The following is a 24,084-nucleotide window of genomic DNA, read 5'->3' as shown; positions in this document are numbered from 1 at the left end:
GTGGGCGACGGAACGCGTAAGCCAGCGACTGACGTTACCAGGTCGACCCGTCCGGACCAAAGCCCGACACGGGTCGTGTGGCGACGAGACGGGCGCGCGATCCCGAGCGGATACGGTGTCGACATGCCGTCCATCGCACCCCGCATCGACACCGTCCCACCGTCGGGCATCCGCCGGGTGTTCGAGCAGGCGGCCCTCCTCGACGACGTGACGATGCTCGTGATCGGTGAGCCGGACGTCCCCGTCGCCAAGCACATCGGTGACGCCGCACGTCGTGCGTGGGCCGAGGACCGCACCGACTACGGGCCCAACGGCGGCATCCCGCAGCTGCGGCAGGCGATCCAGGACAAGCTCCGCCGCGAGAACCGGATGGACGTCGACCTCGAGCAGGTCTGGGTCACCGTCGGTGCGACGCAGGCGCTGTTCACGGCGATGACGCTCGTGCTCTCGCCCGGTGACGAGGTCCTGGTACCGGACCCCGGCTACACGACCTTCACGATGAACGCCCACATCATCGGCGCGGACCCGGTGCCGTACCAGCTGTCGCCGGCGCACGGGTTCGAGCCCGACCTCGCCGCATTGGAGGCGCGGATCACCGACCGCACGCGCGCCATCATCGTGAACTCCCCGTCCAACCCGCTCGGCACCGTCTTCGGCGAGCAGACGCTGCGTGACCTGTTGGCGCTGGCGAAGCGCCACGACCTCTGGGTGATCAGCGACGAGGTCTACGAGTACTTCACCTACGGCACACGGCACCTGAGCCTGGCGTCCCTCGACGAGGACGACCGCGTCTTCTCGGCGTTCTCGCTGAGCAAGACGTACGCGATGACCGGCGTGCGGGTCGGCTACCTCGTCACGCCCAAGGGCCTCGGCCCGACGATGCGGACCGTCCAGGAGTCGATCATCAGCTGTGTCGCGGAGCCCGACCAGTGGGCGGCCCTCGCGGCGATCGTCGGCGACCACTCGTCGGTGCAGGACGCCCGCGAGCACTACCGCGAGAACCTCGAGATCGCGACGGGGGTCCTGGACGCCGCCGGCATCCGCTACCTCGATCCTCGAGGAGCGTTCTACCTGTGGATCGACGTCTCGCACGCGGCCCGGGGCGACGTCGCGGAGTGGGCCCTGGCGTTCCTCCAGCGCGAGCGGGTGGCGGTCGCGCCGGGCAGCGCGTTCGGCCGGACGGGTGAGGGGTGGATCCGGGTGTGCCTCGCGGCGTCGGCGGAGGACCTGCGCCGAGGACTCGGCGCGCTGCCGGTCCCGACCGCGGGCACGCACGCGACCGACGCCTGACCAGAGCCGGACCCGCCCGGTGCGCGCTGTCGGGGCGTGAGCATGGGACAATCGACGGACCGTCCGACCCACCCCGAGGAACCGTGAGCCCACAAGCATCTGCGCCGCTCGAGCCCGCCTCGACACCGGCCGCCGCGATCCGCAACTTCTGCATCATCGCGCACATCGACCACGGCAAGTCCACGCTGGCTGACCGCATGCTGTCGATCACCGGCATCGTCGAGGACCGGGCGATGCGTGCGCAGTACCTCGACCGGATGGACATCGAGCGTGAGCGCGGCATCACGATCAAGTCCCAGGCCGTCCGCATGCCGTGGGAGCTCGACGGCGAGACCTTCGCGCTGAACATGATCGACACCCCCGGGCACGTCGACTTCTCGTACGAGGTCTCTCGCTCCCTGGCCGCGTGCGAGGGAGCGATCCTGCTCGTCGACGCCGCGCAGGGCATCGAGGCCCAGACGCTCGCGAACCTGTACCTGGCGCTCGAGAACGACCTCGAGATCATCCCGGTCCTCAACAAGATCGACCTGCCGGCCGCCGAGCCGGAGAAGTACGCCGCCGAGCTCGCGCAGCTCATCGGGGGCAAGCCGGAGGACGTCCTGCGGGTCTCCGGCAAGACCGGCGAGGGCGTCGCCGAGCTGCTCGACCGGGTCGTCCGCACCGTGCCCGCTCCCGTCGGTACGGTCGACGCCGCACCCCGCGCGATGATCTTCGACTCGGTGTACGACAGCTACCGCGGTGTCGTGACCTACGTGCGCATGATCGACGGCTCGATCAAGCCGCGCGAGAAGGTCCAGATGATGTCGACCAAGTCGACGCACGAGATCCTGGAGATCGGGGTGTCGAGCCCGGAGCCGACCCCGACGAAGGGGCTCTCCGTCGGCGAGGTCGGGTACCTCATCACCGGCGTCAAGGACGTCCGCCAGTCCAAGGTCGGCGACACGGTCACGAGCGCGCAGCGTCCGGCGACCGACGCGCTGGCCGGCTACACGGACCCGAAGCCGATGGTCTTCTCGGGTTTGTACCCGATCGACGGCAGCGACTACCCGGTGCTCCGCGAAGCGCTCGACAAGCTCAAGCTGTCCGACGCGGCCCTGGTCTACGAGCCGGAGACGTCCGTGGCGCTGGGCTTCGGCTTCCGCTGCGGGTTCCTCGGCCTGCTGCACCTCGAGATCATCACCGAGCGACTGCGGCGCGAGTTCGACCTCGACCTCATCACCACCGCCCCGAGCGTGGTCTACGAGGTCACGACCGAGGACAACGAGGTCACCGAGGTCACGAACCCGTCCGAGTTCCCGACCGGCCGCATCCTCGAGGTCCGCGAGCCGATGGTCCGCGCTGCGATCCTGGCGCCCAAGGACTACGTCGGCGCGATCATGGAGCTCTGCCAGCAGCGGCGCGGCTCACTGCTCGGTATGGAGTACCTCGGCGAGGACCGCGTCGAGATCCGCTACGAGATGCCCCTCGGCGAGATCGTGTTCGACTTCTTCGACCAGCTGAAGAGCAAGACGCAGGGCTACGCCAGCCTGGACTACGAGCCCGTCGGTGACCAGGCCGCTGACCTCGTGAAGGTCGACATCCTGCTGCAGGGTGACCAGGTCGACGCGTTCAGCGCCATCGTGCACCGCGAGAAGGCGTACGCCTACGGCACGCTGATGACCGAGCGACTGCGCAAGCTCATCCCGCGCCAGCAGTTCGAGGTCCCGATCCAGGCCGCGATCGGCGCCCGCATCATCGCCCGTGAGAGCATCCGTGCCATGCGCAAGGACGTCCTGGCGAAGTGCTACGGCGGTGACATCACCCGCAAGCGCAAGCTCCTCGAGAAGCAGAAGGAGGGCAAGAAGCGCATGAAGACGATCGGCCGGGTCGAGGTCCCGCAGGAGGCCTTCATCGCCGCACTCTCCGGCGACGTGGAAGAGAAGAAGAAGTGAGCCGCGGACACCAGCACCGCACGGCGTTGACGTACGGCGCCGTCGGCGCGACCCAGGCGTCGGACCTCATGACGTACCCGCCGGAGGGCTTCGTACCGGCCGAGTCCCGCGCCCGCATCGGGCACGGCGACCAGCGCTTCGAGACCGCCGTCATGCAGGCGCTCACCTGGCAGATCCAGGAGCGCAGCGGGATGGGGGTCCGCGTCGAGGACACGCCCGAGGACGACGAGGTCCGCTACAACCCGGTCACGTTCGACGAACAGGGCGTCCCGATCGCCCCCGCCTCGATCGGCACGCCGCGGGTGGAGAAGACGACGCCCGACGGCACCCCGCTGATCACGGCGGGCACCACGGCGACGCTGACGATGCACGCCTTCGGGCAGACCGTCCAGGCGCCGGTGCGGGTCGTCGCGATCATCGACGAGCGCGACCGTAAGGGCTTCGCGTACGGCACACTCGACGGCCACCCGCTCTCGGGTGAAGAGTCCTTCGTCGTCGAGCGGACCCCGGACGGCTCGGTCTGGCTGCAGGTCCGCCAGTTCTCGCAGCCGGCCAGCCGCAAGTGGCGCTTCGTCGCGCCGCTGCTGCGCCGCCAGCAGCGGGTGATGGCGGAGAAGTACCTGGCCGCCCTGCGCGGCGACTGACCCGACGACGTGACCGGTCCCGGAGACCGGTCACGTGCCTCCCGGCCGGGAGGCCCGCCCCGCTCCCGACAGGCGCCGACCGGCAGCCCCGCGCCCGACCGGCAGCCCCGGGCCCGACCGGCAGCCCCGCGCCCGACCGGCAGCAACGGGGCCGCCCGGCGGCCACGGGGCCGACCGGGACCAGCAGGCAGACCACCGGTCTGCTCAGGCGAGCGGCGCCAGGCCCGCGATCGCGTCCTCGATGAGCCCCGCGTCCTGGACGCAGTCCCGCGCCACGGCCACCGCGCTCGTCCCCTGGAGCGCCGCCACGTCGTACGCGCCGGTCGCGACCGCCACGAACGGGATCCCGACCGCATCCGCCGCCTCGCCGTCGCGCGGGGTGTCCCCGACGATGACCGCCCGGGTGCCGGACAGGGCTGCGGCGGCGACGGCGGTGATGCCGGCCCGCTCGACCTCGGTGTCGCCGAAGTACGAGTGTTCCCAGTCGAAGACGTCGACGTCGAAGCCCGCGCCGAGCAGCTTGACGCGGGCTCGGTACGCGGAGTTGCCGGTGAGCAGGCCGTTCCGCCAGCCGAGGTCGGCGAAGCGTCGGACCAAGTCGATCGCGCCGGGTGCCGGGATGCGTCGGTCGCCAGAGCGGTGCCGTTCCTCGGACAGGTCGCGGAGGTGTCCGCTGACGGTGGGGACCAGGTCGTCGTCCAGGTGGTGCGCGCGGACGTGCTCGACGATGATGCCGGCGTCGGTCCGACCGTGCTGGTGGCCGACGAGCTGCGGGAGGTCGCGGCCGAGCGCTCGTTCCAGCGCCAGGTGGTACAGGTTCCCCGGTGCCGCGGCGTTGCGCACGAGGGTGCCGTCGATGTCCCAGAGGACCGTGGTGGTGACCGGATGGTGCTCCATGCCGTCCATGATGACGGACAATGGACTCCATGCCGAGTGCTCTCCCGATCGCCGATCCCGCTCCGTCGGACGGACTGGTCGAACCGGCACCCGGAGCGGGTCAGGTGCCGTTCGGCGTCTACGTCCACGTGCCCTTCTGCCGGGTGCGGTGTGGGTACTGCGACTTCAACACGTACACGGCCTCCGAGCTCCGCGGAGTCCGGCGTGACGACTACGCCGGCCACGCCCTCCGTGAGATCGCGTTCGCGGACCAGGTGCTCGAGCGCTCCGGCGTCCCGCGGCGGCCGGTCTCGACGGTGTTCTTCGGCGGCGGCACCCCGACGATGCTGCCGGCGTCCGACCTGGCGATGATCCTGCGGGCGGTCGACGACACGTGGGGGATCCTGCCCGGGGCCGAGGTCACGACCGAGGCCAACCCGGACTCCGTCGACGCCGAGTCGATCGCGACGCTGCAGCGCGCCGGCTTCACCCGGATGAGCTACGGCATGCAGTCGGCGGTGCCGCACGTGCTGGCGACCCTGGACCGCACGCACGACCCCGAGCGGGTGCCGGTGGTCGTCGACCTCGCGAAGCAGCAGGGTCTCGACGTCAGCCTGGACCTCATCTACTCGACGCCGGGGGAGTCGCTCGACGACTGGCGCACCTCGCTCGACGCGGCGATCGCCTGCGCTCCGGACCACGTGTCCGCCTACTCGCTCATCGTCGAGGACGGGACCGCGATGGGCCGTGCCGTGTCCCGCGGGGAGTTGCCCGCCCCGGACGACGACCTGGCGGCGGACATGTACGAGCTCGCCGACCAGGTGCTCCGTGACGCCGGCTACGACTGGTACGAGGTCTCGAACTGGTCGCGCGGCGCCGGACACGCCAGTCGGCACAACCTGTCCTACTGGAAGGGCCACGACTGGTGGGGCATCGGCCCGGGCGCGCACTCCGCCGTCGCCGGCACCCGCTGGTGGAACGTCAAGCACCCGGCCGCCTACGCGAACAAGGTGCTGCAGGACGTGTCCCCGGCCGCCGGGCGCGAGACCCTGGACGACGAGACGCGCTACGTCGAGCGGGTCCTGCTCGCCGCGCGGGTCCGCGGCGAGCTGCGGATCGACGAGCTCCGCCGGGAGGCCCGTGGCCGCGTCGCCGGCCTCATCGCCCGTGGTCTCGTGGACGGCCGGGCAGCGCTCGGCGGGACGCTGGAACTGACCCTGCCGGGACGGCTGCTCGCCGACGCCGTGGTCCGCGACCTGCTCGACTGACCGGTCGGTCCCGGTACGTGCTCGCTACTGCTTGATGAACTCGATGGTGAGCGGGTACCGGTAGAACTGCCCCTGGTTCGCAGCGAGGGCGGCCAGGATGCCGAACACGATCGACACGATCCCGGTGGCCGTGATCACGAGGAACCCGATGCCGAGCACCGACGTCAGGATGCCGGCGAAGTAGGCGATGGCCATCGTGATGTGGAAGTTCAGTGCCGCCCGGGTGTGCTCCCGGACGAAGTTGCCGCGGTCCCGCAGGACGAAGTAGGCGATGACCGGCACCAGGACGTTCGAGAAGATCCCGCCGACGTGCGTCAGGGTCGCCCAGAGGCGCTGGTCCTCGGGGGTCATCGGCTGCGGGGGCCGGTAGCCGGACGGGTACTGCTGCCCGGGCTGCTGCCCGCCGCCGTACTGCCCACCGGGGTACTGCCCGCCGGGGTACTGCCCGCCGGGGTACTGGCCGCCGGGGTACTGCCCGCCGGGCTGCTTCCCGCCCGGGTACTGGTCGCCCGGGCCGCCGGGTCCGTGTCCGTCGCTCATGCCCGCAGCGTACCGAGCGACCGGTGGAGAAGTCCCGTCTCGTCGGCGGTCGGGCGTAGGATCAGCACTCGGCATGCGAGAGTGCCAGCCGGACGGATCGACACGAGCGGAGGGAACCGATGGTCAGCGAACGGAGCCTCGAGGTCCTCAAGGCGATCGTGCGCGACTACGTCGCCTCCCGCGAACCCGTCGGCTCGAAGACCATCGTCGAGCGCCACGCCTTCGGGGTCAGCGCCGCAACGATCCGCAACGACATGGCTCAGCTCGAGGACGAGCAGCTCATCATCGCCCCGCACACCTCCTCCGGCCGTGTGCCCACGGACAAGGGGTACCGGGTGTTCGTCGACCACCTGGCGGCGGCGCGTCCGCTCTCCGGCGCGCAGCGGCAGGCGATCGAGACCTTCCTCGGCGCCTCGAACGACCTCGACGACGTCCTCACCCGCACCGTCCGGCTGCTCAGCCAGTTGACGAACCAGGTCGCGCTCGTGCAGTACCCGACGATGGGCCACGCGCGTGTCCAGCACGTCGAACTCGTCCGCCTCGCGGACAACCGGTTGATGGTGGTCCTCATCACCGACACCGCCCGGGTCGAGCAGCGCGTCATCGAGACGGACGTCCCGTTCGACGAGTCCGCGCTCTCCGAACTCCGCACCCTCGTCAACGGCGCGACCGTGGGCCTGCTGCTGCAGGACGCTCCGCCGGCGCTCCGTGAGATCCCCGGCCAGCTCCGGCCCGCGGTCCAGCCGCTCGCCGGCGTCGTGGTCGCGAGCCTGGTCGAGCAGGTCGCCGCCAACCGGCAGGACCGCCTGCTGATGGCGGGTGCCGCGAACCTGGCGAAGAGCGAGCAGGACTTCTCCGGCGGACTCTTCCCCGTGCTCGAGGCGATCGAGGAACAGGTCACCCTGCTCCGGTTGTTCGGCGAGATGCAGGTCGACGACATCGCCGTGGCAGCGAGCATCGGACGTGAGAACGCCGAGTACGGTCTCGACGCCACGAGCATCGTCGCCGGCGGCTACCTGGCCGCCCGCGGTGAGATCGCCCGACTGGGCGTCCTCGGTCCGACCAGGATGGACTACGGCACGAACATGGCCGCGGTCCGTGCGGTCGCCCGCTACCTGTCCCGGCTGCTCGGCGAGAACTGACCCGCCGGACACCCCCACCCCGTCCACCCACGCACCCCCTGAGGAACACTTGGCAGACCACTACGACGTCCTCGGCGTCCCGCGCGACGCCTCCGACGCCGACATCAAGAAGGCGTACCGGCGGCTTGCTCGCGAACTGCACCCGGACGTGAACCCGAGCCCCGACGCCGCTGAGCGCTTCAAGGACGTCACCCACGCGTACGACGTCCTCAGCGACCCGGAACAGCGCCGTCGCTTCGATGCCGGCCCCCAGGACGGCGGGTTCGGTGCCGCCGCCGGCGGCTTCAGCGACATCTTCGACGCCTTCTTCGGCGGGGGTGGTGGCGGTGGCGGCCGTGGGACCGGTCCGCGCAGCCGTGCCGAGCGCGGCGGCGACGCCCTGCTCCGGCTCGAGGTGGACCTGGACGAGGTCGTCTTCGGCACGCACAAGGACCTCGAGGTCGACACCGCCGTGCTCTGCGACACGTGCGGTGGCTCCTGTTGCGCGCCCGGCACGAGCCCGCAGACGTGCGACATCTGCGGCGGGACCGGCCACATCCAGCGCCAGGTCCGCTCGCTCCTCGGCAACGTCGTGACGAGCGCTCCGTGTGGCACCTGCCGCGGCTACGGCACCGTCATCCCGAACCCGTGCCCCACCTGTCAGGGTCAGGGCCGCGTCCGGGCCCGTCGCACCGTTCCGGTGGACGTGCCTGCCGGCGTCGACTCGGGCCTCCGCCTGCAGATGCCCGGCCAGGGCGAGGTCGGCCCGGCCGGTGGACCCGCCGGTGACCTGTACCTCGAGGTGCGCGTCCGCCACCACGACGTCTTCAGCCGTGACGGAGACGACCTCCTCGCGACGCTCGAGGTCCCGATGACCGACGCCATCCTCGGTGCGACGACCACGATCGACGGCCTGGACGGTCCGGTCGAGCTCGAGCTCCGTCCGGGCGTGCAGAGCGCCGACGTACTGGTCATCAAGGACCGCGGCGTCACGAAGCTCCGCGGTTCCGGCCGCGGTGACCTCAAGGTCGGCATCCAGGTCGTCACCCCGAGCAAGCTCTCGCACAAGGAGCGGCAGCTGGTCGAACAGCTCGCGAAGTCCCACAAGGCCGGTGCCCCGCAGCTGTCCCGCTTCCAGCAGGGCATGTTCGGGAAGCTCCGCGACCGGTTCTTCAACTTCTGATGGCCTCGCTCTACCTCGTCGACACGCTCGACGACGTCGCGGTGGGCGGCCAGGTGCCGCTCGAGGGTGCCGAGGGGCGCCACGCCGTGACGGTGTCGCGTGTCCGGGTCGGGGAGGAGCTCCGGATCTCGGACGGCCGCGGCACCGTGGTCGCCGGGACGGTCGCGTCGGTCGGCAAGGACTCGCTCCTGCTCACCGTCGCGACCGTCGGCGTCGAACCGGCTCCGCGTCCGTCCCTGACCCTCGTGCAGGCGCTCGCCAAGGGCGGCCGCGACGAGATGGCCGTGCAGGCCGCGACCGAGATCGGTGTCGACCGGGTGGTGCCGTGGGCAGCCGCGCGCAGCGTCTCGCGCTGGGACGGCCCGAAGGTCGAGAAGGGCCGCGCCCGGTGGGCGGCCATCGCGCACGAGGCAGCGAAACAGGCGGTGCGCTCGCGCGTCCCCGACGTGGTCGCGCCGGTGACGACGGCGCAGCTCGCCGGCGGCGCAGGAGCGGCAGCACCGGCGGACGGCCAGGAGGCCCGCCGGCAGCTGGTCCTGCTCGAACCGACCGCCTCGGTGCGCCTCGCCACCTGGGAGCCGCCGGCTGACGTCGACGAGATCGCCCTGGTCGTCGGGCCGGAGGGTGGGATCGAGCCGTCGGAGCTCGAGCGTCTGGAGTCGGCCGGCGCGGTGCGGGTCCGACTCGGCGGCACCGTGCTGCGGACCTCCACCGCCGGGCCGGCGGCCCTGGCCGTCCTGCAGTCGCGGCTCGGACGCTGGTGAGTCCGTACGGCGTGGATCGGAGCACCGGAGACATCGGGAAGGCGCGGCGTCGGTCGCGCGTTCTACGATGGTGCCCATGACCAGCACCGAGCCCAGCGTCTTCACGAAGATCGTCACGCGCGATATCCCGGCGACCATCGTCGCCGAGGACGACCGCGTCATCGCCTTCGAGGACAACGCGCCCAAGGCACCCGTGCACGTGCTCGTCGTCCCGAAGACCCAGGCGTACGCGAACGTGGGCGAGCTCGCGGCCGCCGACCCCGACCTGCTCGCGCACGTCGTCACGACGGCGCAGCGCATCGCCGACGAACGCGCCGGCGGACAGTTCCGACTCGTGTTCAACACCGGCGAAGCCGCCGGCCAGACCGTGTTCCACGTGCACGCGCACGTACTCGCAGGAGACCTGCAGGAAGGCACCCTTGCCAGCTGACGAACCAGCCACCACCGAGCCGGACTCCGTCTCGACCTCCGAACTCACCGTCGACGGCATCGCCATGGTGCAGTTGCTCGGCCCGCAGGACCGCCTGCTGAAGACCGTCGAGCGCCAGTACCCGTCCGTCCGCGTCCTGGTGCGCGGCAACCAGGTCACGCTGTCCGGACCGGAGCGCGACGTCACGCGTGCCCGGGCCCTGGTCGACGAACTCGTCGGGATGGTCCGGCGCGGGCAGGACATCGGGCAGTCGGACATCCCGACCTCTGCGCGCATCATCGACGAAGAGCGCAGCCCGTCGAACGTGTTCGGCACCCCGATCGTCTCGAGCCGCGGCAAGTCGGTGCGCCCGAAGACCGACGGGCAGCGTGCGTACGTCGACGCCATCGACGAGAACACGATCACGTTCGGCATCGGCCCGGCCGGTACCGGCAAGACCTACCTGGCGATGGCGAAGGCCGTCCAGGCCCTGCAGCGACGCGAGGTCTCGCGCATCATCCTCACCCGTCCCGCGGTCGAGGCCGGCGAGCGGCTCGGGTTCCTCCCGGGCACGCTCACCGACAAGATCGACCCGTACCTCCGCCCGCTGTACGACGCGCTCAACGAGATGATGGACCCCGAGCTGGTCCCGAAGCTCCTGGCCGCCGGCACGGTCGAGGTCGCTCCGCTCGCCTACATGCGCGGTCGGACGCTCAACGACTCGTTCGTCGTCCTCGACGAGGCGCAGAACACCACGCCCGAGCAGATGAAGATGTTCCTGACGCGTCTGGGCTTCGGCTCGAAGATGGTGATCACGGGGGACATCACCCAGGTCGACCTGCCGGGCAACGTCTCCGGCCTGCGCCTGGTGACCCGGATCCTGCAGGACGTCGACGACATCCACTTCGCCCGCCTCGGCAGCGAGGACGTGGTGCGCCACACCCTGGTCGGCCGGATCGTCGACGCCTACACCGTCTACGACGAGGAACGACTCGTCGAGCAGGCCGCGAAGCGCCCCCACCAGCAGGACGACCGCCGAGGAGGCACCCGGTGAGCATCGAGCTCAACAACGAGTCCGGTGTGGCGGTGGACGAGGACGTCGTGCAGCGCCTCGCCGCCTTCGCACTCGACGCCATGCACGTGCACGCGGACGCCGAACTCGCGATCGTGTTCGTCGACGAGGGCGCGATGGAGCAGCTGCACATCCGGTGGATGGACGAGCCCGGCCCGACCGACGTCCTGAGCTTCCCGATGGACGAACTGCGTCCGGGAACCGAGGACGAGCCGACGCCCGCCGGGCTCCTCGGAGACATCGTGGTCTGCCCGCAGGTCGCCGAGGAACAGGCGAAGACCGCCGGCCACTCGACGCTCGACGAGATCCTGCTGCTGACCTGCCACGGAATCCTGCACCTGCTCGGCTTCGACCACGCGGAGCCCGAGGAGAAGGCCGAGATGTTCGGTCTGCAGGGCGAGATCCTGACCGCCTTCGCCGCCGCGCGTCGGGGGCGGTGACCGCAGTGCTGCTCGTCGCCGGGCTGCTCGCGGTGGCGTTCCTGCTGGTGGTCCTCGGCGGACTGCTCGCGGCCGCCGACTCCGCGCTGTCGGTCCTCTCGCGCGCCGACCTCGAGGAGATCGCCCGCGGCAGCAAGCGCCGCCGTGCGATCGAGGCCCTGGCGGACGACCCGGGTGCGCACGTCAACGCCCTGAACTTCTTCCGGGTGCTCGCCGAGACGGCCGCCGCGGTGCTCGTGACGATCGCCCTCGTGACGGTGTTCGACACGTGGTGGGTCGCCCTGATCGTGTCCGCGGCCGTGATGACCGCGGTGTCGTTCGTGCTCGTCGGGTCCAGCCCGCGCAGCGTCGGACGCGCCCACGCCGAGGGCATCATCGCCGCCACCGGGGGGTTGGTCCGCGGGGTCCGCATCGTGCTCGGGCCGCTCGCCGGCCTCCTCGTCGCGATCGGCGACCGGGTCACCCCGGGCCGCGTCCGCAGTGCGTCCAGCGTCTCGAGCGAGGAGCAGCTGCTCTCGCTGGTCGACGAAGCCACCGAGAGCAACGTGCTCGAGGCGGACGACCGCGAACTCATCCACTCGGTCTTCGCGTTCAGCGACACCCTGGTGCGCGAGGTCATGGTGCCCCGGACCGACATGGTCACCGCGGACGCCGCCGACACGATCGCGGCGGTCATGGAGCAGTTCCTGGCCACCGGCGTGTCCCGCATGCCGGTCATCGGCCGGGACAGCGACGACGTGCTCGGGGTGGCGTACCTGCGCGACGTGGCCCGGAGCCTCTACGAGCGCCCCGAGGTCGGCGTCCGCCCGGTGCGCACGATGCTCCGGCCGGCCGAGTTCCTGCCGGAGTCGAAGCCCGCCGACGAGACCCTGCGGCACATGCAGCTCGCGAAGAACCACCTGGTGCTCGTGGTCGACGAGTACGGCGGCGTCGCGGGCCTCGTCACGATGGAGGACCTCATCGAGGAACTCGTCGGTGACATCTCGGACGAGTACGACCGCGCCGTGGTCGACCGCGCGGAGATCGAACCGGGGCGTTGGCGCATCTCGGCTCGATTGCCCATCGACGAGCTCGGTGACCTGTTCGGGATCGAACTCGACGACGACGACGTCGACACCGCCGGTGGCCTGCTCACGAAGGAGCTCGGGCACCTGCCCTCCGCCGGGGACGCCGTCACGGTGTCCGGGGTCCTGCTCACCGCGGACCGCGTCGAGGGCAAGCGCCGACACCTCATCACCGTGGTCGCCGAACGGACCGCCGACCTCGCGTCCGCCGAGCAGGCCTTCGGCGACTCCGACCACTCCACGACGGGAACACGAACCACATGACCGACTCCGGACCCGACACCGCGCCCGAGGCGACGACCCCCTACCGCGCGGGCTTCGTCTCCTTCGTCGGTCGCCCGAACGTCGGCAAGTCGACGCTGACCAACGCCCTGGTCGGCCAGAAGGTCGCGATCACCTCGTCGAAGCCGCAGACCACCCGGCGGGCCATCCGCGGCATCGTCCACCGTCCGCACGGGCAGGTCATCGTCGTCGACACCCCCGGTGTGCACCGCCCGCGGACCCTCCTCGGCGAGCGACTCAACGACCTCGTCCAGTCCACGCTCGGCGACGTCGACGTGATCGGGTTCTGCGTGCCCGCGAACGAACCGATCGGGCCGGGCGACCGCTTCATCAACGACACCCTCGACCAGTACCCCCGGGCGAAGAAGGTCGCGATCGTCACGAAGATCGACCGCTCCGGCAAGGAGAAGATCGCCGAGCAGCTGCTCGCGGTGTCCCGGCTCCGCGAATGGGACGCGATCATCCCGACCTCGGGTACCGAGGGCCTGCAGCTCGAGGACCTCCTCGACGAGGTCGTGTCGCTGCTGCCGGAGTCACCGCAGCTGTACGACGACCTCGCCGTCACCGAGGAGACCGACGAAGAGCGGGTCGGCGAGCTCATCCGCGAGGCCGCGCTCGAGGGCGTCCGCGACGAGCTGCCGCACTCGTTGGCCGTCGTCATCGAGGACATGGTCGAACCCGACGCCGACGACGACCCGAACGGCCCGCTGCGCATCTTCGCCAACCTGTTCGTCGAGCGCGACAGCCAGAAGTCGATCGTCATCGGCCACAAGGGCAGCCGGCTCAAGGACGTCGGCACCCGCGCCCGGGTCGAGATCGAGGGCCTGCTCGGTCGTCACGTCTACCTGAACATCCGCGTGAAGGTCGCCAAGGAGTGGCAGCGCGACCCGAAGCAGCTCGGCCGACTGGGGTTCTGACCCGGGTCATCCGACGGTCGGACGCGCCGGGCAGGCGCGCGCCGTACCGTGGGGTGGTGTTCCGTCCCGTCCTCCGCACCCAGCTCGTCGTCGACATCGGCACGGCGGTCCTGCTCGGCGCGCTCGTCGCGATCCTGTCGGCGCAGGGGGTGGACGACGTCGCGGCCCTCGTCACGACCGCGATCCTGTCCCTGGCGCTCGCCCTCCGCCGGGTCGCGCCGGGGCTCGCCCTCGGGATCGCCTGGATCGGTGCCGTCGTCCAGATGGCGACGATGCAGACCGCCGGGATGGCCGACCTGTTCATCTCCGGAGTGCTCTACACCACGAGCGTCTACGGCACCCGGCGCATCCGGGTCGCCGGCCTGGTCTCCGCGATCGTGGGCTCGGTCGTCGCCGGCACCTACATGGGCTTCCGCATCTACGGCGTACCGGGCGTCGGTGGTCCGGAGACCCTGAACCAGGCCGTGCAGTACGGCGCGATGTTGTTCGTCGTCGTCCTCGCGGTCCTGCTGCTGCCCTGGCTCGCCGGCCTGGCCGTCCGGGCCCGCCGCTCGGCGCGGATGAGCCGGGAGGCGCAGCTCCTCGCCGAACGGGACGCCGCGCGAGCGGACCGGAACGTCGCGATCGAGCAGGAGCGCGTCCGGATCGCCCGCGACATGCACGACATCGTGGCGCACTCGCTCGCGGTCGTGATCGCCCAGGCCGACGGTGCCAGGTACGCCCTCCGCGCCGACCCGGGCGTCGCCGACGAGGCCCTCGACACGATCGGCTCGACCGCCCGACGCGCGCTCGGGGACGTCCGCGAGCTGCTCGGGGCACTGCGGCACGAGCAGGGCACCGCTCCGACCCCGGACGTCGACGACATCGAGCGGCTCGTCGGGCAGATGCGCGACGTCGGGCTCGAGGTGCAGGTGGAGCGTGAGGGCGACCCGTCCACCCTGCCGACCACCACCCAGCTCGCCGTGTACCGGATCGTGCAGGAGAGCCTGACGAACGCGTACAAGCACGGGGCTCCCGGCTCGACCGTCCGTGCCCGCTTGACCTACCGCCCGGACACCGTCGAGATCGACGTGGTGAACCGGCGCTCGGAGGACGGCCGACCCGGCCCGGGTACCGGTCACGGACTCGTCGGGATGCGCGAGCGTGCCACGATGTCCGGCGGGAGCATGACGGCCGGACCCCGGGGCGAGGACTTCGCGGTGGCGGTCCGGATGCCCGCCCAGCCGTCGACCGGGCAGATGCCCCGGAACACGATCCCGACCCGATGACGACGAGCAGGGGATGACCGACATGAGCACGAACACGAGCACTCCCGAGGCGGCGCGCATCCGCGTCGCCCTGGTCGACGACCAGGCGCTGTTCCGCACCGGCATCCGGATGCTGATCGGCTCCCAGCCGGACCTGCAGTTCGTGGGAGAAGCCGGCGACGGCGCCGAGGGGATCGAGCTCGTCCGCCGGAACCGCCCGGACGTCGTGCTCATGGACATCCGCATGCCCGTCAAGGACGGCATCAGCGCCACCGCCGACATCGTCTCGAGCGGCTCCGACGCGAAGGTGCTCGTCCTCACCACGTTCGACTTCGACGAGGCGGCCGCGAAGGCCATCCGCGCCGGGGCGAGCGGCTTCGTCCTCAAGGACGCCGACCCGGAGTTCCTGCTCGCGGCGATCCGGACCGTGCATGCCGGCACGACGGTGTTCGCCGCCTCCGCGACCCGCGAGCTGCTCCGGCGCTACGAGGACCCGGCCGACCTCAGGTCGACGGTGCCCCCGGCCTTCGCCGGCCTGACCCCGCGAGAGCGCGAGATCTTCGACCTCGCAGCGCGCGGGCTCAGCAACGCCGAGATCGCGGCCCACGAGTACGTCAGCGAGGCGACCGTGAAGACCCACATCTCGCGGGTCCTCACGAAGCTCGAGCTGCGCGACCGGGTGCGGCTCGTCGTGTTCGCGCACGAGCACGGCCTCGTCACCAGGGGCGACTGAAACATCATCCGCCAGAGGGAGACCGGCCGCGGATCCGCACCGATGGGATGACGGACGCGCGCCGGTCGACGGACGCGGCACGTGCCTCCCGGACGCGATCGTGGAGTCATGACCAGCCACGATCCGATCATCCGACTCGACCACGTGTCCAAGCACTACGGCGACGCCGCTCGCCGGGTGACCGCCCTCGATGACGTCAGCGTCGACATCGGCGCCGGTGAGTTCACCGCCGTGATGGGCCCCTCCGGTTCCGGCAAGTCGACGCTCATGCACGTCGCCGCCGGTCTCGACCAGGTGTCCGCCGGTCGCATCACGATCGACGGGACCGACATCACCGGCCTCGGCGACCGCGAGCTCACCGAACTCCGTCGCCGTCGGCTCGGCTTCGTGTTCCAGTCGTTCAACCTCGTCCCGACACTCGACGTCAGCGAGAACATCCGGCTGCCGTTCCTGCTCGGCGGGCAAAAGCCGGACCGCGAGGAGTCGGCGTGGATCGACCGTCTGGTCGAGATGCTCGGGCTCGGCAACCGGCTCACGCACCGCCCGCACGAGCTGTCCGGCGGACAGCAGCAGCGGGTCGCGATCGCTCGGGCGCTCGCCTCGCGCCCCGCCGTCGTCGTCGCCGACGAACCGACCGGAGCGCTCGACTCGCGGACCGGACGCGACGTGCTCGCCATCCTCCGTGGCGCCGTCGAGGAGTGGGGCCAGAGCGTCGTGATGGTGACGCACGACCCCGTCGCCGCCGCCAACGCCGACCGGATCCTGTTCCTCGCCGACGGCCGGGTCGTCGACGACCGGCCGCGCATGGGTGCTGCCGAGATCTCCGCCAGGATGCTCGGCATGGAGGCGGCAGCGTGAACGGCACCGTGAACGGCGTCCGGCAGTTCGCACCGACGATCCTCGTCGCAGCGCTCGGCACGACCTTCGGGTCCGCGCTCGTCATCGCCCCGGGCATCGTCGCCGAGGCGATGGCCGCCACGGGGCTCGACGACCTCCGATCGGTCAAGTCGGTCCTCTCGGTGATCGGTTGGCTGTTCCTCGGCATCGCCCTGTACGTCGGTGCGATCGTCACCGCCAACACCTGTGCGACGCTCATCGCCGGCCAGACCCGGGTGATCGCCCTGCAGCGGCTCGTCGGCGCGACCGGTGCCTCGCTCCGGGCACGGATCACCCGGACCGGGCTCGTCGTCGGCCTGCTCGGCGGGGTCATCGGCGCGGTCGTCGGCACCGGGTTCTCGGCGGTGTTCGTCGCCGTGCTCCGCGGGAACGGGTTCCTGCCCGATCGCTCATACACCCTGCTGCCCTGGGAGCTCGTGCTGCCGGTCGTCGCTGTCGTCCTCGCCACCTGGGGTGCGTTCGCAGCGGGTTCGCGACGCGTGCTCACGGTGACCCCGCTCCAGGCACTCTCCTCGAGCGTCGAGGTCAGCCACGAGGACGTCGGGTCCGGCACCGCGCGCAAGGTCTGGGCGATCATCCTGATGTCCGGGGGAGCGCTGCTCGCGCTGCTCGGGCTGGCGCTCAGCGGCACCACACCGGTCGCCGTCTTCCCGGCAGCGCTCGGCGGGTTCGTGTCCTTCGCCGGGGTCTCGGTCGGAGCCACGATCGTGATGCCGCCGGTCCTGCAGGCCATCGGGCGCGTCGGGTCCGCCGACCCGGTCGTCCTGCTCGCGGGGCGGAACGCGATGCGCGCTCCGGCACGGTCCGCGCGCGCCACGATCGGCCTCGTCATCGGCGTCACCCTGCTCGTCACCTTCGCGGTCGCACTCGGGATCATGCAGCACGTCACCGAGTCCACCCTCTCGGGCCAGAGCGGCATCACGCCCGCCATGCTCGAGCAGCAGCGCACCTTCTTCGCACAGCTCAACGCCGTGGTCAGCGTCGTGGTCGGCTTCTCCGCCGTGATCGCTGCCGTCGGGGTCGTCAACGCGCTCGCCCTCGGCGTCCTGCAGCGCCGCCGGGAACTCGGACTGCTGCGCGTCCTCGGTCTGACCGGGGCGCAGGTCCGCCGGATGATCGTCACCGAGGCCGTCCAGATGGTCGTCGCCGCCGTGGTCACCGGACTCGTGCTCGGCACGTTCTACGGCTGGCTGGGCGGGCAGACGCTGCTCGGGATCCTGGGCTCCGTGGTCACGCCGGTCCTGCCGCCGCTGACGATCGCGATCGTGGTCGTCGGAGCCCTGGTCCTCGCGGTCGTCGCGACGGTCGCACCCGTGCGCCGCGCGATGCGCGTCCCGCCGACGGAAGCGCTCGCGGTGGACTGACGCGGTCGCGTCGGTGACGACGGTCGGACGAGAGAGACGGGAAGGACGGGAGGGACGGTGCCAGCCGGCACCGCGCCTCCCGTCCGTCCGTGCTCCCGTCACACTGTGCGCCACCCGAGGCCCACGGTGCTACCGTGAACCCGATGTACTCGGCACTCCTCCTCCTTCGTCGCCGCGACGAGGCCTGACAACCGGCCCACCTCGTCGCGGAGTCCGTCGTGGCCGCACCGCAACCACACCGACGAAAGCGAACCGATGCAGAACGCGCAGCGCCCCTCCGGGATGCCGACCCACAAGTACGTCCCCTTCTCCGAACAGATCACCGTCGACCTGCCCGACCGCACCTGGCCGACCAAGCAGATCGACCGTGCGCCGCGCTGGTGTGCCGTCGACCTGCGTGACGGCAACCAGGCCCTCATCGACCCGATGGACGCCGATCGCAAGCGGGCGATGTTCGACCTGCTCGTGCGCATGGGCTACAAGGAGATCGAGGTCGGGTTCCCCAGCGCCTCGCAGACCGACTTCGACTTCGTCCGCAGCCTGATCGACGAGGACGCGATCCCCGACGACGTCACGATCCAGGTCCTGACCCAGGCCCGCGAGCACCTCATCGACCGCACGTACGAGGCGATCGACGGGGCGAAGCAGGCCATCGTGCACCTCTACAACTCGACGAGCATCGTGCAGCGCGAGGTCGTCTTCCGCACCGACGTGCAGGGTGTCGTCGACATCGCCGTGGCCGGAGCGCACATGTGCAAGGCGGCGGAGGCCCGGCTGCAGCACGACACGACGGTCTACTACGAGTACTCGCCGGAGTCCTACACGGGCACCGAGCTCGAGGTCGCGGTGCAGATATGCAACGCCGTGCTCGAGGTCTTCGCGCCGACGCCCGAGCGCAAGGTCATCATCAACCTGCCCGCGACCGTCGAGATGGCGACCCCGAACGTCTACGCCGACTCGATCGAGTGGATGTCGCGGAACCTCGCCCACCGCGAGGACGTCATCCTGTCGCTGCACCCGCACAACGACCGCGGGACCGCCGTCGCCGCTGCCGAGCTGGGGTACATGGCCGGTGCCGACCGCATCGAGGGCTGCCTGTTCGGCAACGGTGAGCGGACCGGCAACGTCGACCTCGTCGCCCTGGGCATGAACCTGTTCACGCAGGGCATCGACCCGGAGATCGACTTCTCGGACATCGACCAGGTCAAGCGCACGGTCGAGTACTGCAACCAGCTGCCGGTGCCGGAGCGCCAGCCGTGGGCGGGTGACCTCGTCTACACGGCGTTCAGCGGCTCGCACCAGGACGCCATCAAGAAGGGGCTCGAGGCCCTCGAGGCCCGTGCAGCCGCCGAGGGTGTCGGCGTCGACGACGTCGTCTGGGCGGTGCCGTACCTGCCGGTCGACCCGAAGGACATCGGCCGCTCGTACGAGGCCGTCATCCGCGTCAACTCGCAGTCCGGCAAGGGCGGCGTCGCGTACCTGCTGAAGACCGACCACGCGCTCGACCTGCCCCGCAAGCTGCAGATCGAGTTCAGCGGGGTCGTGCAGCAGCGCACCGACGCGGAGGGCGGCGAGTTCACCTCTGACCGGATCTGGGACCTGTTCCACGACGAGTACCTGCCCGCCCACGTCGACGACGACAAGTGGGGTCGGTACGAGATCACGAAGACCGCCACGTCGAGCGACTTCGACGGCACGACCAAGCTGTCGGTCGCGATGCGCGTCGACGAGGGCTCGATCACGTCCGAGGCCGTCGGCACCGGTCCGATCGACGCGTTCCTCACGGTGATGAAGGAGCAGGGCGTCGCGGTCACGCTGTACGACTACTCGGAGCACACGATGAGCGCCTCGGGTGACGCGCAGGCGGCGTCCTACGTCGAGCTCGACGTCGACGGCGTCCGGCTGTGGGGCGTCGGGATCGACGCCGACATCGCGACGGCCTCGCTCAAGGCGATCGTCTCCGCGGTGAACCGCGCCGTGCGCGCGGGTGCCGCCTCGGGCGCCCCGGAGCTCGTCTCCGCCTGACCTGACCCGACCTGACCCGACCCGGGACGGGAGGCGCGGTGCGGACCCGCACCGCGCCTCCCGTCCGTTTCGTGGTCGCCGCCAGCGTCGAGGTCGCACGTCCTGCCGTCCGGACGCCGCCGCGGCGGCAGTTCCCGCGACCTCGGCGATCACCACGCGGCGGGTCGTGCGACCTCGGCGACCTCGGCGAGCGGGCGAGCGGGCGAGCGGGTGGAGGTGTCGGCGGGGCGGGGGATACTGGGGGCATGCCGCTGTACCGGGACGAGTGCGTCGTGTTGCGCACCCACAAGCTCGGTGAGGCCGACCGCATCGTCACGATGCTCAGCCGGGAGCACGGCAAGATCCGCGCCGTCGCGAAGGGCGTCCGGCGCACCGCGTCGAAGTTCGGCTCGCGCCTCGAACCGTTCATGGTCGTCGACGCCCAGTTCTACGAGGGCCGCTCGCTCGACATCGTCACGCAGGCGGAGTCCCTCGGCGCGTACGGCGCCCGCATCGTGGCCGACTACGGCGCGTACACCGCCGCGAGCGCGATGGTCGAGACCGCCGACCGACTGAGCGAGGCGGACGCCGGCCTGCAGCAGTACCTGCTGCTCGTCGGTGCACTGCGGTCACTGTCGCGCGGTGAGCACCAGCCGAGTGCCACCCTCGACTCGTACCTGCTCCGCGCGATGAGCATCGCTGGGTGGGCGCCGTCCTTCAGTGACTGCGCCGTCACCGGGGAGCCCGGACCGCACTCGGCGTTCGTCGTGCAGCTCGGCGGGGTCGTGGCGGACTCGGCCGCGCCTCCCGGCACGCCGCGCCTGGACCCGGCGACGCTCGCCGTCCTCGGGCAGCTGCTGGCGGGGGACTGGGGCAGTGTCGACGTGACCGACGAGCGGACGAGATCACGGGCCTCCGGCGTGGTCGCGGCGTACGCGCAGTGGCACCTGGAACGATCGCTCCGTTCGTTGCCGCACGTCGACCGCACCGAGCACCCGTCGCCGCTCGCCCCGCACCCCGGTGGTGTGCCGGCGGCGGTCGCAGCGGTGCCGGCGCCCGACGTGCCGACGCCCGACGACCACGACCCCGTCCCCGGAGGAACCCGCGCATGAGCCCTCGCCCCGCCACCGAGCCGGGTCCGTTCCTGCCCGTCGACTGGACGGGCGAGCAGCCCCCGGCGATCCCGAAGCGCTTCGTCCCGGGCCACGTGGCGATCGTGATGGACGGCAACGGCCGGTGGGCGAACCAGCGCGGCCTCACCCGCATCGAGGGACACAAGGCCGGTGAGGCCTCACTGCTCGACGTCGTCGCCGGCGCGATCCAGATCGGCGTCACGCACGTCTCCGCGTACGCGTTCTCGACCGAGAACTGGAAGCGTTCGCCCGAAGAGGTCCGGTTCCTGATGGGCTTCAACCGCGACGTCATCCGCCGTCGTCGGGACCAGCTCGACGAGTGGGGCGTGCGGGTCCGCTGGGCCGGTCGCACCCCGAAGCTCTGGCGCAGCGTCATCGACGAGCTGCAGACCGCCGAGGAGATGACGGCCTCGAACGACGTCCTGACCCTCACGATGTGCGTCAACTACGGCGGCCGGAACGAGATCGCTGACGCGGTGCGCGGGATCGCGGACGACGTGGCGGCCGGGCGCCTGAAGCCGAGCCAGGTCACCGAGAAGACCCTGGCGAAGCGGTTGTACGTGCCCGAGTTGCCGGACGTCGACCTGTTCCTCCGCAGCTCGGGTGAGCAGCGGACGAGCAACTTCCTGCTCTGGCAGTCGGCGTACGCCGAGATGGTGTTCCTCGACCGGCTCTGGCCCGACTTCCGGCGCACCGACCTCTGGGGTGCGATCGAGGAGTACGCCAGCCGCGACCGCCGCTACGGCGGCGCGGTCGACACACCGACCGCGTAGGCACGGGAGTCGGCCGCGCGTCAGGCGAGGAGGTGTGCCGCCGACCGCACCGCTTCCAGCGCCGCCCGGACGCTCGGCACGCGCTCCGCCCCGCGGGCCACGACCACCTCGACGCGCCGAGCCAGGTCGTCGTCCACGGGGTCGACCGACACCCCCGCGGGGATGACCGTCGTCGCGAGCGCCAGCCGGGGGAGCAGCGCCACCCCGAGCCCGGCGGCGACGAGTCCCACGACCGCGGCCGCGTTGTCCGTCTCGAGGACGATCTCCGGCGTGAACCCCGCGGTCGCGCACGAGGCGAGCAGGTGGCCGCGGCACCGCGGGCACCCGCCGATCCAGCGGGCGCCGCGGTGGGACGCGAGGTCCACGGCGGTGGAGCCGACGGGGCGGACGGCATCCGGGCCTCCCGGCAGGCCGGCACCGTCCGCAGCGACCGGCGTCACCAGGGCGAGCGGGTCACGCCCGAGCGGACGGGTGACGAGCCCCGGGTCCGGGACGGCCCCGACCTCGTCGCCGGCGTAGGTGAAGGTGAGTGCGACGTCGACCTCGCCGCCGCGCAGCAGATCGAGCGCCTCGGGCGGTTCGACCTCGACGTACGAGGTCGTCACGCCCGGAGCCGTCACCGCCATCCGGGCGAGCACCGCGGGCACCAGGGCGGACGAGGCACTCGGGAAGCCGGCCAACCGCACGCGCCCACGGGTGAGCCCGCCGACGGCGTCGAGGTCCTCGCGGGCGGCGGTCAGTGCGGCCTGCACGTGCAGGGCATGGTCGGCGAGCACCTGCCCGGCGTGTGTGAGGGTCGCGCCGCGTGCACCGCGTAGGACGAGCGCGTGCCCGAGACGCTGTTCCGCCCGGGTGAGCAGCTGACTGACGGCCGGTTGGCTCGACCCGAGCGCGACGGCAGCGCGGGTGATCGACCCGCTGTCGGCGACGGCTCGGAGGACTCGGAGCAGCTGCGGGTCGATGTCGTCCATCACGCGATGTTACCGGTGGCACAACGAAGCTGCTCTGGCGTGATGGCTCCGGTGGAGGGACCCTGTCGGACATGGACTCGTTCCCCACGGACTCGTTCCCCGCCGGCCGCGGGTACCTCGCTGCGTGCACCGCCGGCCTCCCGTCGAGCGGCACCCTCGCCGCGCAACGCGCAGACCTCGACGCCTGGTCCCGTGCCGAGACCTCGCCGGCCCACTACGGCGCCCTCGTCGAGGAGGGGCGCGCGCTCTTCGCGGACCTGGTCGACGTCCCGGCAGCGCGGGTCGCGACCGGATCGCAGACCTCGGTGATGGCCGCCGTCGTCGCCGACGCCCTGCCCGACGGCGCCGAGGTGGTCGTCCCCGACGGCGACTTCAGCTCCGTCGTCTTCCCCTTCCTGGCGCAGGCACACCGCGGCGTCCGGGTCCGGAGCGTCCCCCTCGTCGAACTCGCCGCGTCGATCGGCCCGGACACCGCGCTCGTCGCCTGGTCAGCCGTGCAGTCCGCCACCGGCGTCGTCACCGACCCCGACCCGGTCGTCGCCGCGGCCCGACGCGTCGGAGCACTCACGCTGTGCGACCTCACGCAGGCCGCCGGCGTCCTCCCCGTGTCCGCCGCTCCCTTCGACGTCACCATCACCCACGCCTACAAGTGGCTCTGCGCACCCCGCGGGGTCGCCTTCATGACGCTCTCCGACACCGCGCTCGGCCGACTGCGGCCCGTGCAGGCCGGGTGGTACGCGGGGCAGGACGTCTGGTCCTCCTGCTACGGGCCCGCCATGCGGCTGGCCGACGACGCCCGCCGCTTCGACGTCTCGCCGGCCTGGCAGGCGTGGCCCGGCGCGGTCGCCGCCCTCCGGCACGCCACCTCGCTCGACGCGCAGTCGACCTGGAGGCACGCCACCGGTCTCGCAGACCGGCTCTGCGACGCCCTGGGGGCGCCTCGGCAGGGGCAGCATTCGGGCGGGCAGGCGATCATCACCTTCCCGGACGCCGACGGCACCGGGCTGCGTGCGCTCACCGCCGCAGGACTCACCGCCTCGGGGCGGGCCGGACGGCTGCGGATCGCGTTCCACCTGTGGAACGACGAGGACGACGTGCGCACCGCGGCGGCGGCGCTGGCGGGGGTGGAGCCGGGCGCGTCGAGCAGGTGAGGCGTCCGGG

At 71.5% G+C, this 24,084-nt stretch carries 23 protein-coding genes; 20 read left to right on the top strand and 3 right to left on the bottom strand.

Annotated elements, in window-relative coordinates:
• Positions 1–123 precede the first annotated feature (123 nt).
• The 3 genes from DEJ25_RS12180 to DEJ25_RS12170 all read left to right on the top strand — a co-directional run bounded on the left by DEJ25_RS12180 (position 124) and on the right by DEJ25_RS12170 (position 3,865).
• Positions 124–1,290, top strand: a complete 1,167-nt coding sequence (locus tag DEJ25_RS12180) for a pyridoxal phosphate-dependent aminotransferase (RefSeq protein ID WP_111044850.1) — start codon at positions 124–126, stop codon at positions 1,288–1,290.
• Between the two features lie 83 nt (positions 1,291–1,373).
• Positions 1,374–3,221 carry a translation elongation factor 4 gene (lepA, locus tag DEJ25_RS12175; protein ID WP_110903139.1) on the top strand — a complete coding sequence of 616 codons (1,848 nt, stop codon included), beginning with the start codon at positions 1,374–1,376 and terminating at the stop codon, positions 3,219–3,221.
• Positions 3,218–3,865, top strand: a complete 648-nt coding sequence (locus DEJ25_RS12170) for a DUF1990 family protein (RefSeq protein WP_258366249.1) — start codon at positions 3,218–3,220, stop codon at positions 3,863–3,865. Before lepA ends, DEJ25_RS12170 begins: the two co-directional genes overlap by 4 nt.
• 204 nt (positions 3,866–4,069) lie before the next feature.
• Here DEJ25_RS12170 and DEJ25_RS12165 read toward each other — a convergent pair whose 3' ends face one another.
• Positions 4,070–4,762 (bottom strand): HAD family hydrolase, encoded by a 693-nt coding sequence (locus DEJ25_RS12165; protein ID WP_181427432.1) that lies wholly within the window; start codon positions 4,760–4,762, stop codon positions 4,070–4,072.
• Positions 4,763–4,791: 29 nt separating this feature from the next.
• On the opposite strand from DEJ25_RS12165, the gene hemW reads away from it, so the two are divergent.
• Complete coding sequence (hemW, locus tag DEJ25_RS12160) at positions 4,792–6,009, top strand: radical SAM family heme chaperone HemW (protein ID WP_110903210.1); 1,218 nt, start codon at positions 4,792–4,794, stop codon at positions 6,007–6,009.
• A 24-nt stretch (positions 6,010–6,033) separates the two neighbouring features.
• Here the strand turns inward: hemW and DEJ25_RS17055 are convergent, their stop codons facing one another.
• Positions 6,034–6,549 (bottom strand): DUF4870 domain-containing protein, encoded by a 516-nt coding sequence (locus DEJ25_RS17055; protein ID WP_258366491.1) that lies wholly within the window; start codon positions 6,547–6,549, stop codon positions 6,034–6,036.
• A 119-nt stretch (positions 6,550–6,668) separates the two neighbouring features.
• Between DEJ25_RS17055 and hrcA the strand changes: the two genes are divergently transcribed.
• From hrcA to DEJ25_RS12080, 15 genes are all read left to right on the top strand, one after another.
• Positions 6,669–7,691 (top strand): heat-inducible transcriptional repressor HrcA, encoded by a 1,023-nt coding sequence (gene hrcA / locus DEJ25_RS12150; protein WP_110903141.1) that lies wholly within the window; start codon positions 6,669–6,671, stop codon positions 7,689–7,691.
• Positions 7,692–7,740: 49 nt separating this feature from the next.
• Entirely contained in the window at positions 7,741–8,853 is a 1,113-nt protein-coding gene (dnaJ, locus tag DEJ25_RS12145) for a molecular chaperone DnaJ (protein WP_110903142.1), read from the top strand.
• Positions 8,853–9,617 carry a 16S rRNA (uracil(1498)-N(3))-methyltransferase gene (locus DEJ25_RS12140; RefSeq protein ID WP_110903143.1) on the top strand — a complete coding sequence of 255 codons (765 nt, stop codon included), beginning with the start codon at positions 8,853–8,855 and terminating at the stop codon, positions 9,615–9,617. The genes dnaJ and DEJ25_RS12140 overlap by 1 nt, the downstream gene beginning before the upstream one ends.
• Before the next feature lie 76 nt (positions 9,618–9,693).
• A complete protein-coding gene (locus tag DEJ25_RS12135) occupies positions 9,694–10,047 on the top strand; it encodes a histidine triad nucleotide-binding protein (protein WP_111044848.1) in 354 nt (117 codons plus the stop codon).
• The gene (locus DEJ25_RS12130; RefSeq protein ID WP_375334558.1) at positions 10,037–11,080 is read left to right on the top strand and encodes a PhoH family protein; all 1,044 of its coding nucleotides are present in this window, start codon (positions 10,037–10,039) and stop codon (positions 11,078–11,080) included. Before DEJ25_RS12135 ends, DEJ25_RS12130 begins: the two co-directional genes overlap by 11 nt.
• Entirely contained in the window at positions 11,077–11,538 is a 462-nt protein-coding gene (ybeY, locus tag DEJ25_RS12125) for an rRNA maturation RNase YbeY (protein WP_110903145.1), read from the top strand. The genes DEJ25_RS12130 and ybeY overlap by 4 nt, the downstream gene beginning before the upstream one ends.
• Positions 11,539–11,543: 5 nt before the next feature.
• Positions 11,544–12,866, top strand: a complete 1,323-nt coding sequence (locus tag DEJ25_RS12120) for a hemolysin family protein (protein WP_110903146.1) — start codon at positions 11,544–11,546, stop codon at positions 12,864–12,866.
• A complete protein-coding gene (gene era, locus DEJ25_RS12115; protein WP_110903147.1) occupies positions 12,863–13,801 on the top strand; it encodes a GTPase Era in 939 nt (312 codons plus the stop codon). The genes DEJ25_RS12120 and era overlap by 4 nt, the downstream gene beginning before the upstream one ends.
• Positions 13,802–13,857: 56 nt before the next feature.
• The gene (locus DEJ25_RS12110) at positions 13,858–15,069 is read left to right on the top strand and encodes a sensor histidine kinase (RefSeq protein ID WP_146236689.1); all 1,212 of its coding nucleotides are present in this window, start codon (positions 13,858–13,860) and stop codon (positions 15,067–15,069) included.
• A gap of 13 nt (positions 15,070–15,082) precedes the next feature.
• A complete protein-coding gene (locus tag DEJ25_RS12105) occupies positions 15,083–15,781 on the top strand; it encodes a response regulator transcription factor (RefSeq protein WP_258366490.1) in 699 nt (232 codons plus the stop codon).
• A 108-nt stretch (positions 15,782–15,889) separates the two neighbouring features.
• A complete protein-coding gene (locus DEJ25_RS12100; protein WP_111044847.1) occupies positions 15,890–16,639 on the top strand; it encodes an ABC transporter ATP-binding protein in 750 nt (249 codons plus the stop codon).
• On the top strand, positions 16,636–18,042 hold the full coding sequence (locus tag DEJ25_RS12095; protein WP_111044846.1) for an ABC transporter permease: 1,407 nt from the start codon (positions 16,636–16,638) through the stop codon (positions 18,040–18,042). The genes DEJ25_RS12100 and DEJ25_RS12095 overlap by 4 nt, the downstream gene beginning before the upstream one ends.
• 255 nt (positions 18,043–18,297) lie before the next feature.
• Positions 18,298–20,067 (top strand): 2-isopropylmalate synthase, encoded by a 1,770-nt coding sequence (gene leuA / locus DEJ25_RS12090; protein ID WP_111044845.1) that lies wholly within the window; start codon positions 18,298–18,300, stop codon positions 20,065–20,067.
• 245 nt (positions 20,068–20,312) lie between these two features.
• The gene (gene recO / locus DEJ25_RS12085) at positions 20,313–21,158 is read left to right on the top strand and encodes a DNA repair protein RecO (protein WP_110903152.1); all 846 of its coding nucleotides are present in this window, start codon (positions 20,313–20,315) and stop codon (positions 21,156–21,158) included.
• Positions 21,155–21,952 carry an isoprenyl transferase gene (locus tag DEJ25_RS12080; RefSeq protein WP_111044844.1) on the top strand — a complete coding sequence of 266 codons (798 nt, stop codon included), beginning with the start codon at positions 21,155–21,157 and terminating at the stop codon, positions 21,950–21,952. The genes recO and DEJ25_RS12080 overlap by 4 nt, the downstream gene beginning before the upstream one ends.
• 20 nt (positions 21,953–21,972) lie before the next feature.
• Here the strand turns inward: DEJ25_RS12080 and DEJ25_RS12075 are convergent, their stop codons facing one another.
• Positions 21,973–22,923 (bottom strand): LysR family transcriptional regulator, encoded by a 951-nt coding sequence (locus DEJ25_RS12075; RefSeq protein ID WP_111044843.1) that lies wholly within the window; start codon positions 22,921–22,923, stop codon positions 21,973–21,975.
• 71 nt (positions 22,924–22,994) lie between these two features.
• Here DEJ25_RS12075 and DEJ25_RS12070 point away from each other — a divergent pair, with 71 nt between their 5' ends.
• Entirely contained in the window at positions 22,995–24,074 is a 1,080-nt protein-coding gene (locus tag DEJ25_RS12070; RefSeq protein WP_110903155.1) for an aminotransferase class V-fold PLP-dependent enzyme, read from the top strand.
• Positions 24,075–24,084 lie beyond the last annotated feature (10 nt).

The sequence above is a fragment of the Curtobacterium sp. MCPF17_011 genome (genome assembly GCF_003234145.1).
Taxonomy (GTDB): Bacteria; Actinomycetota; Actinomycetes; order Actinomycetales; family Microbacteriaceae; genus Curtobacterium.
This window is presented reverse-complemented; position numbering and strand designations above follow the sequence as displayed.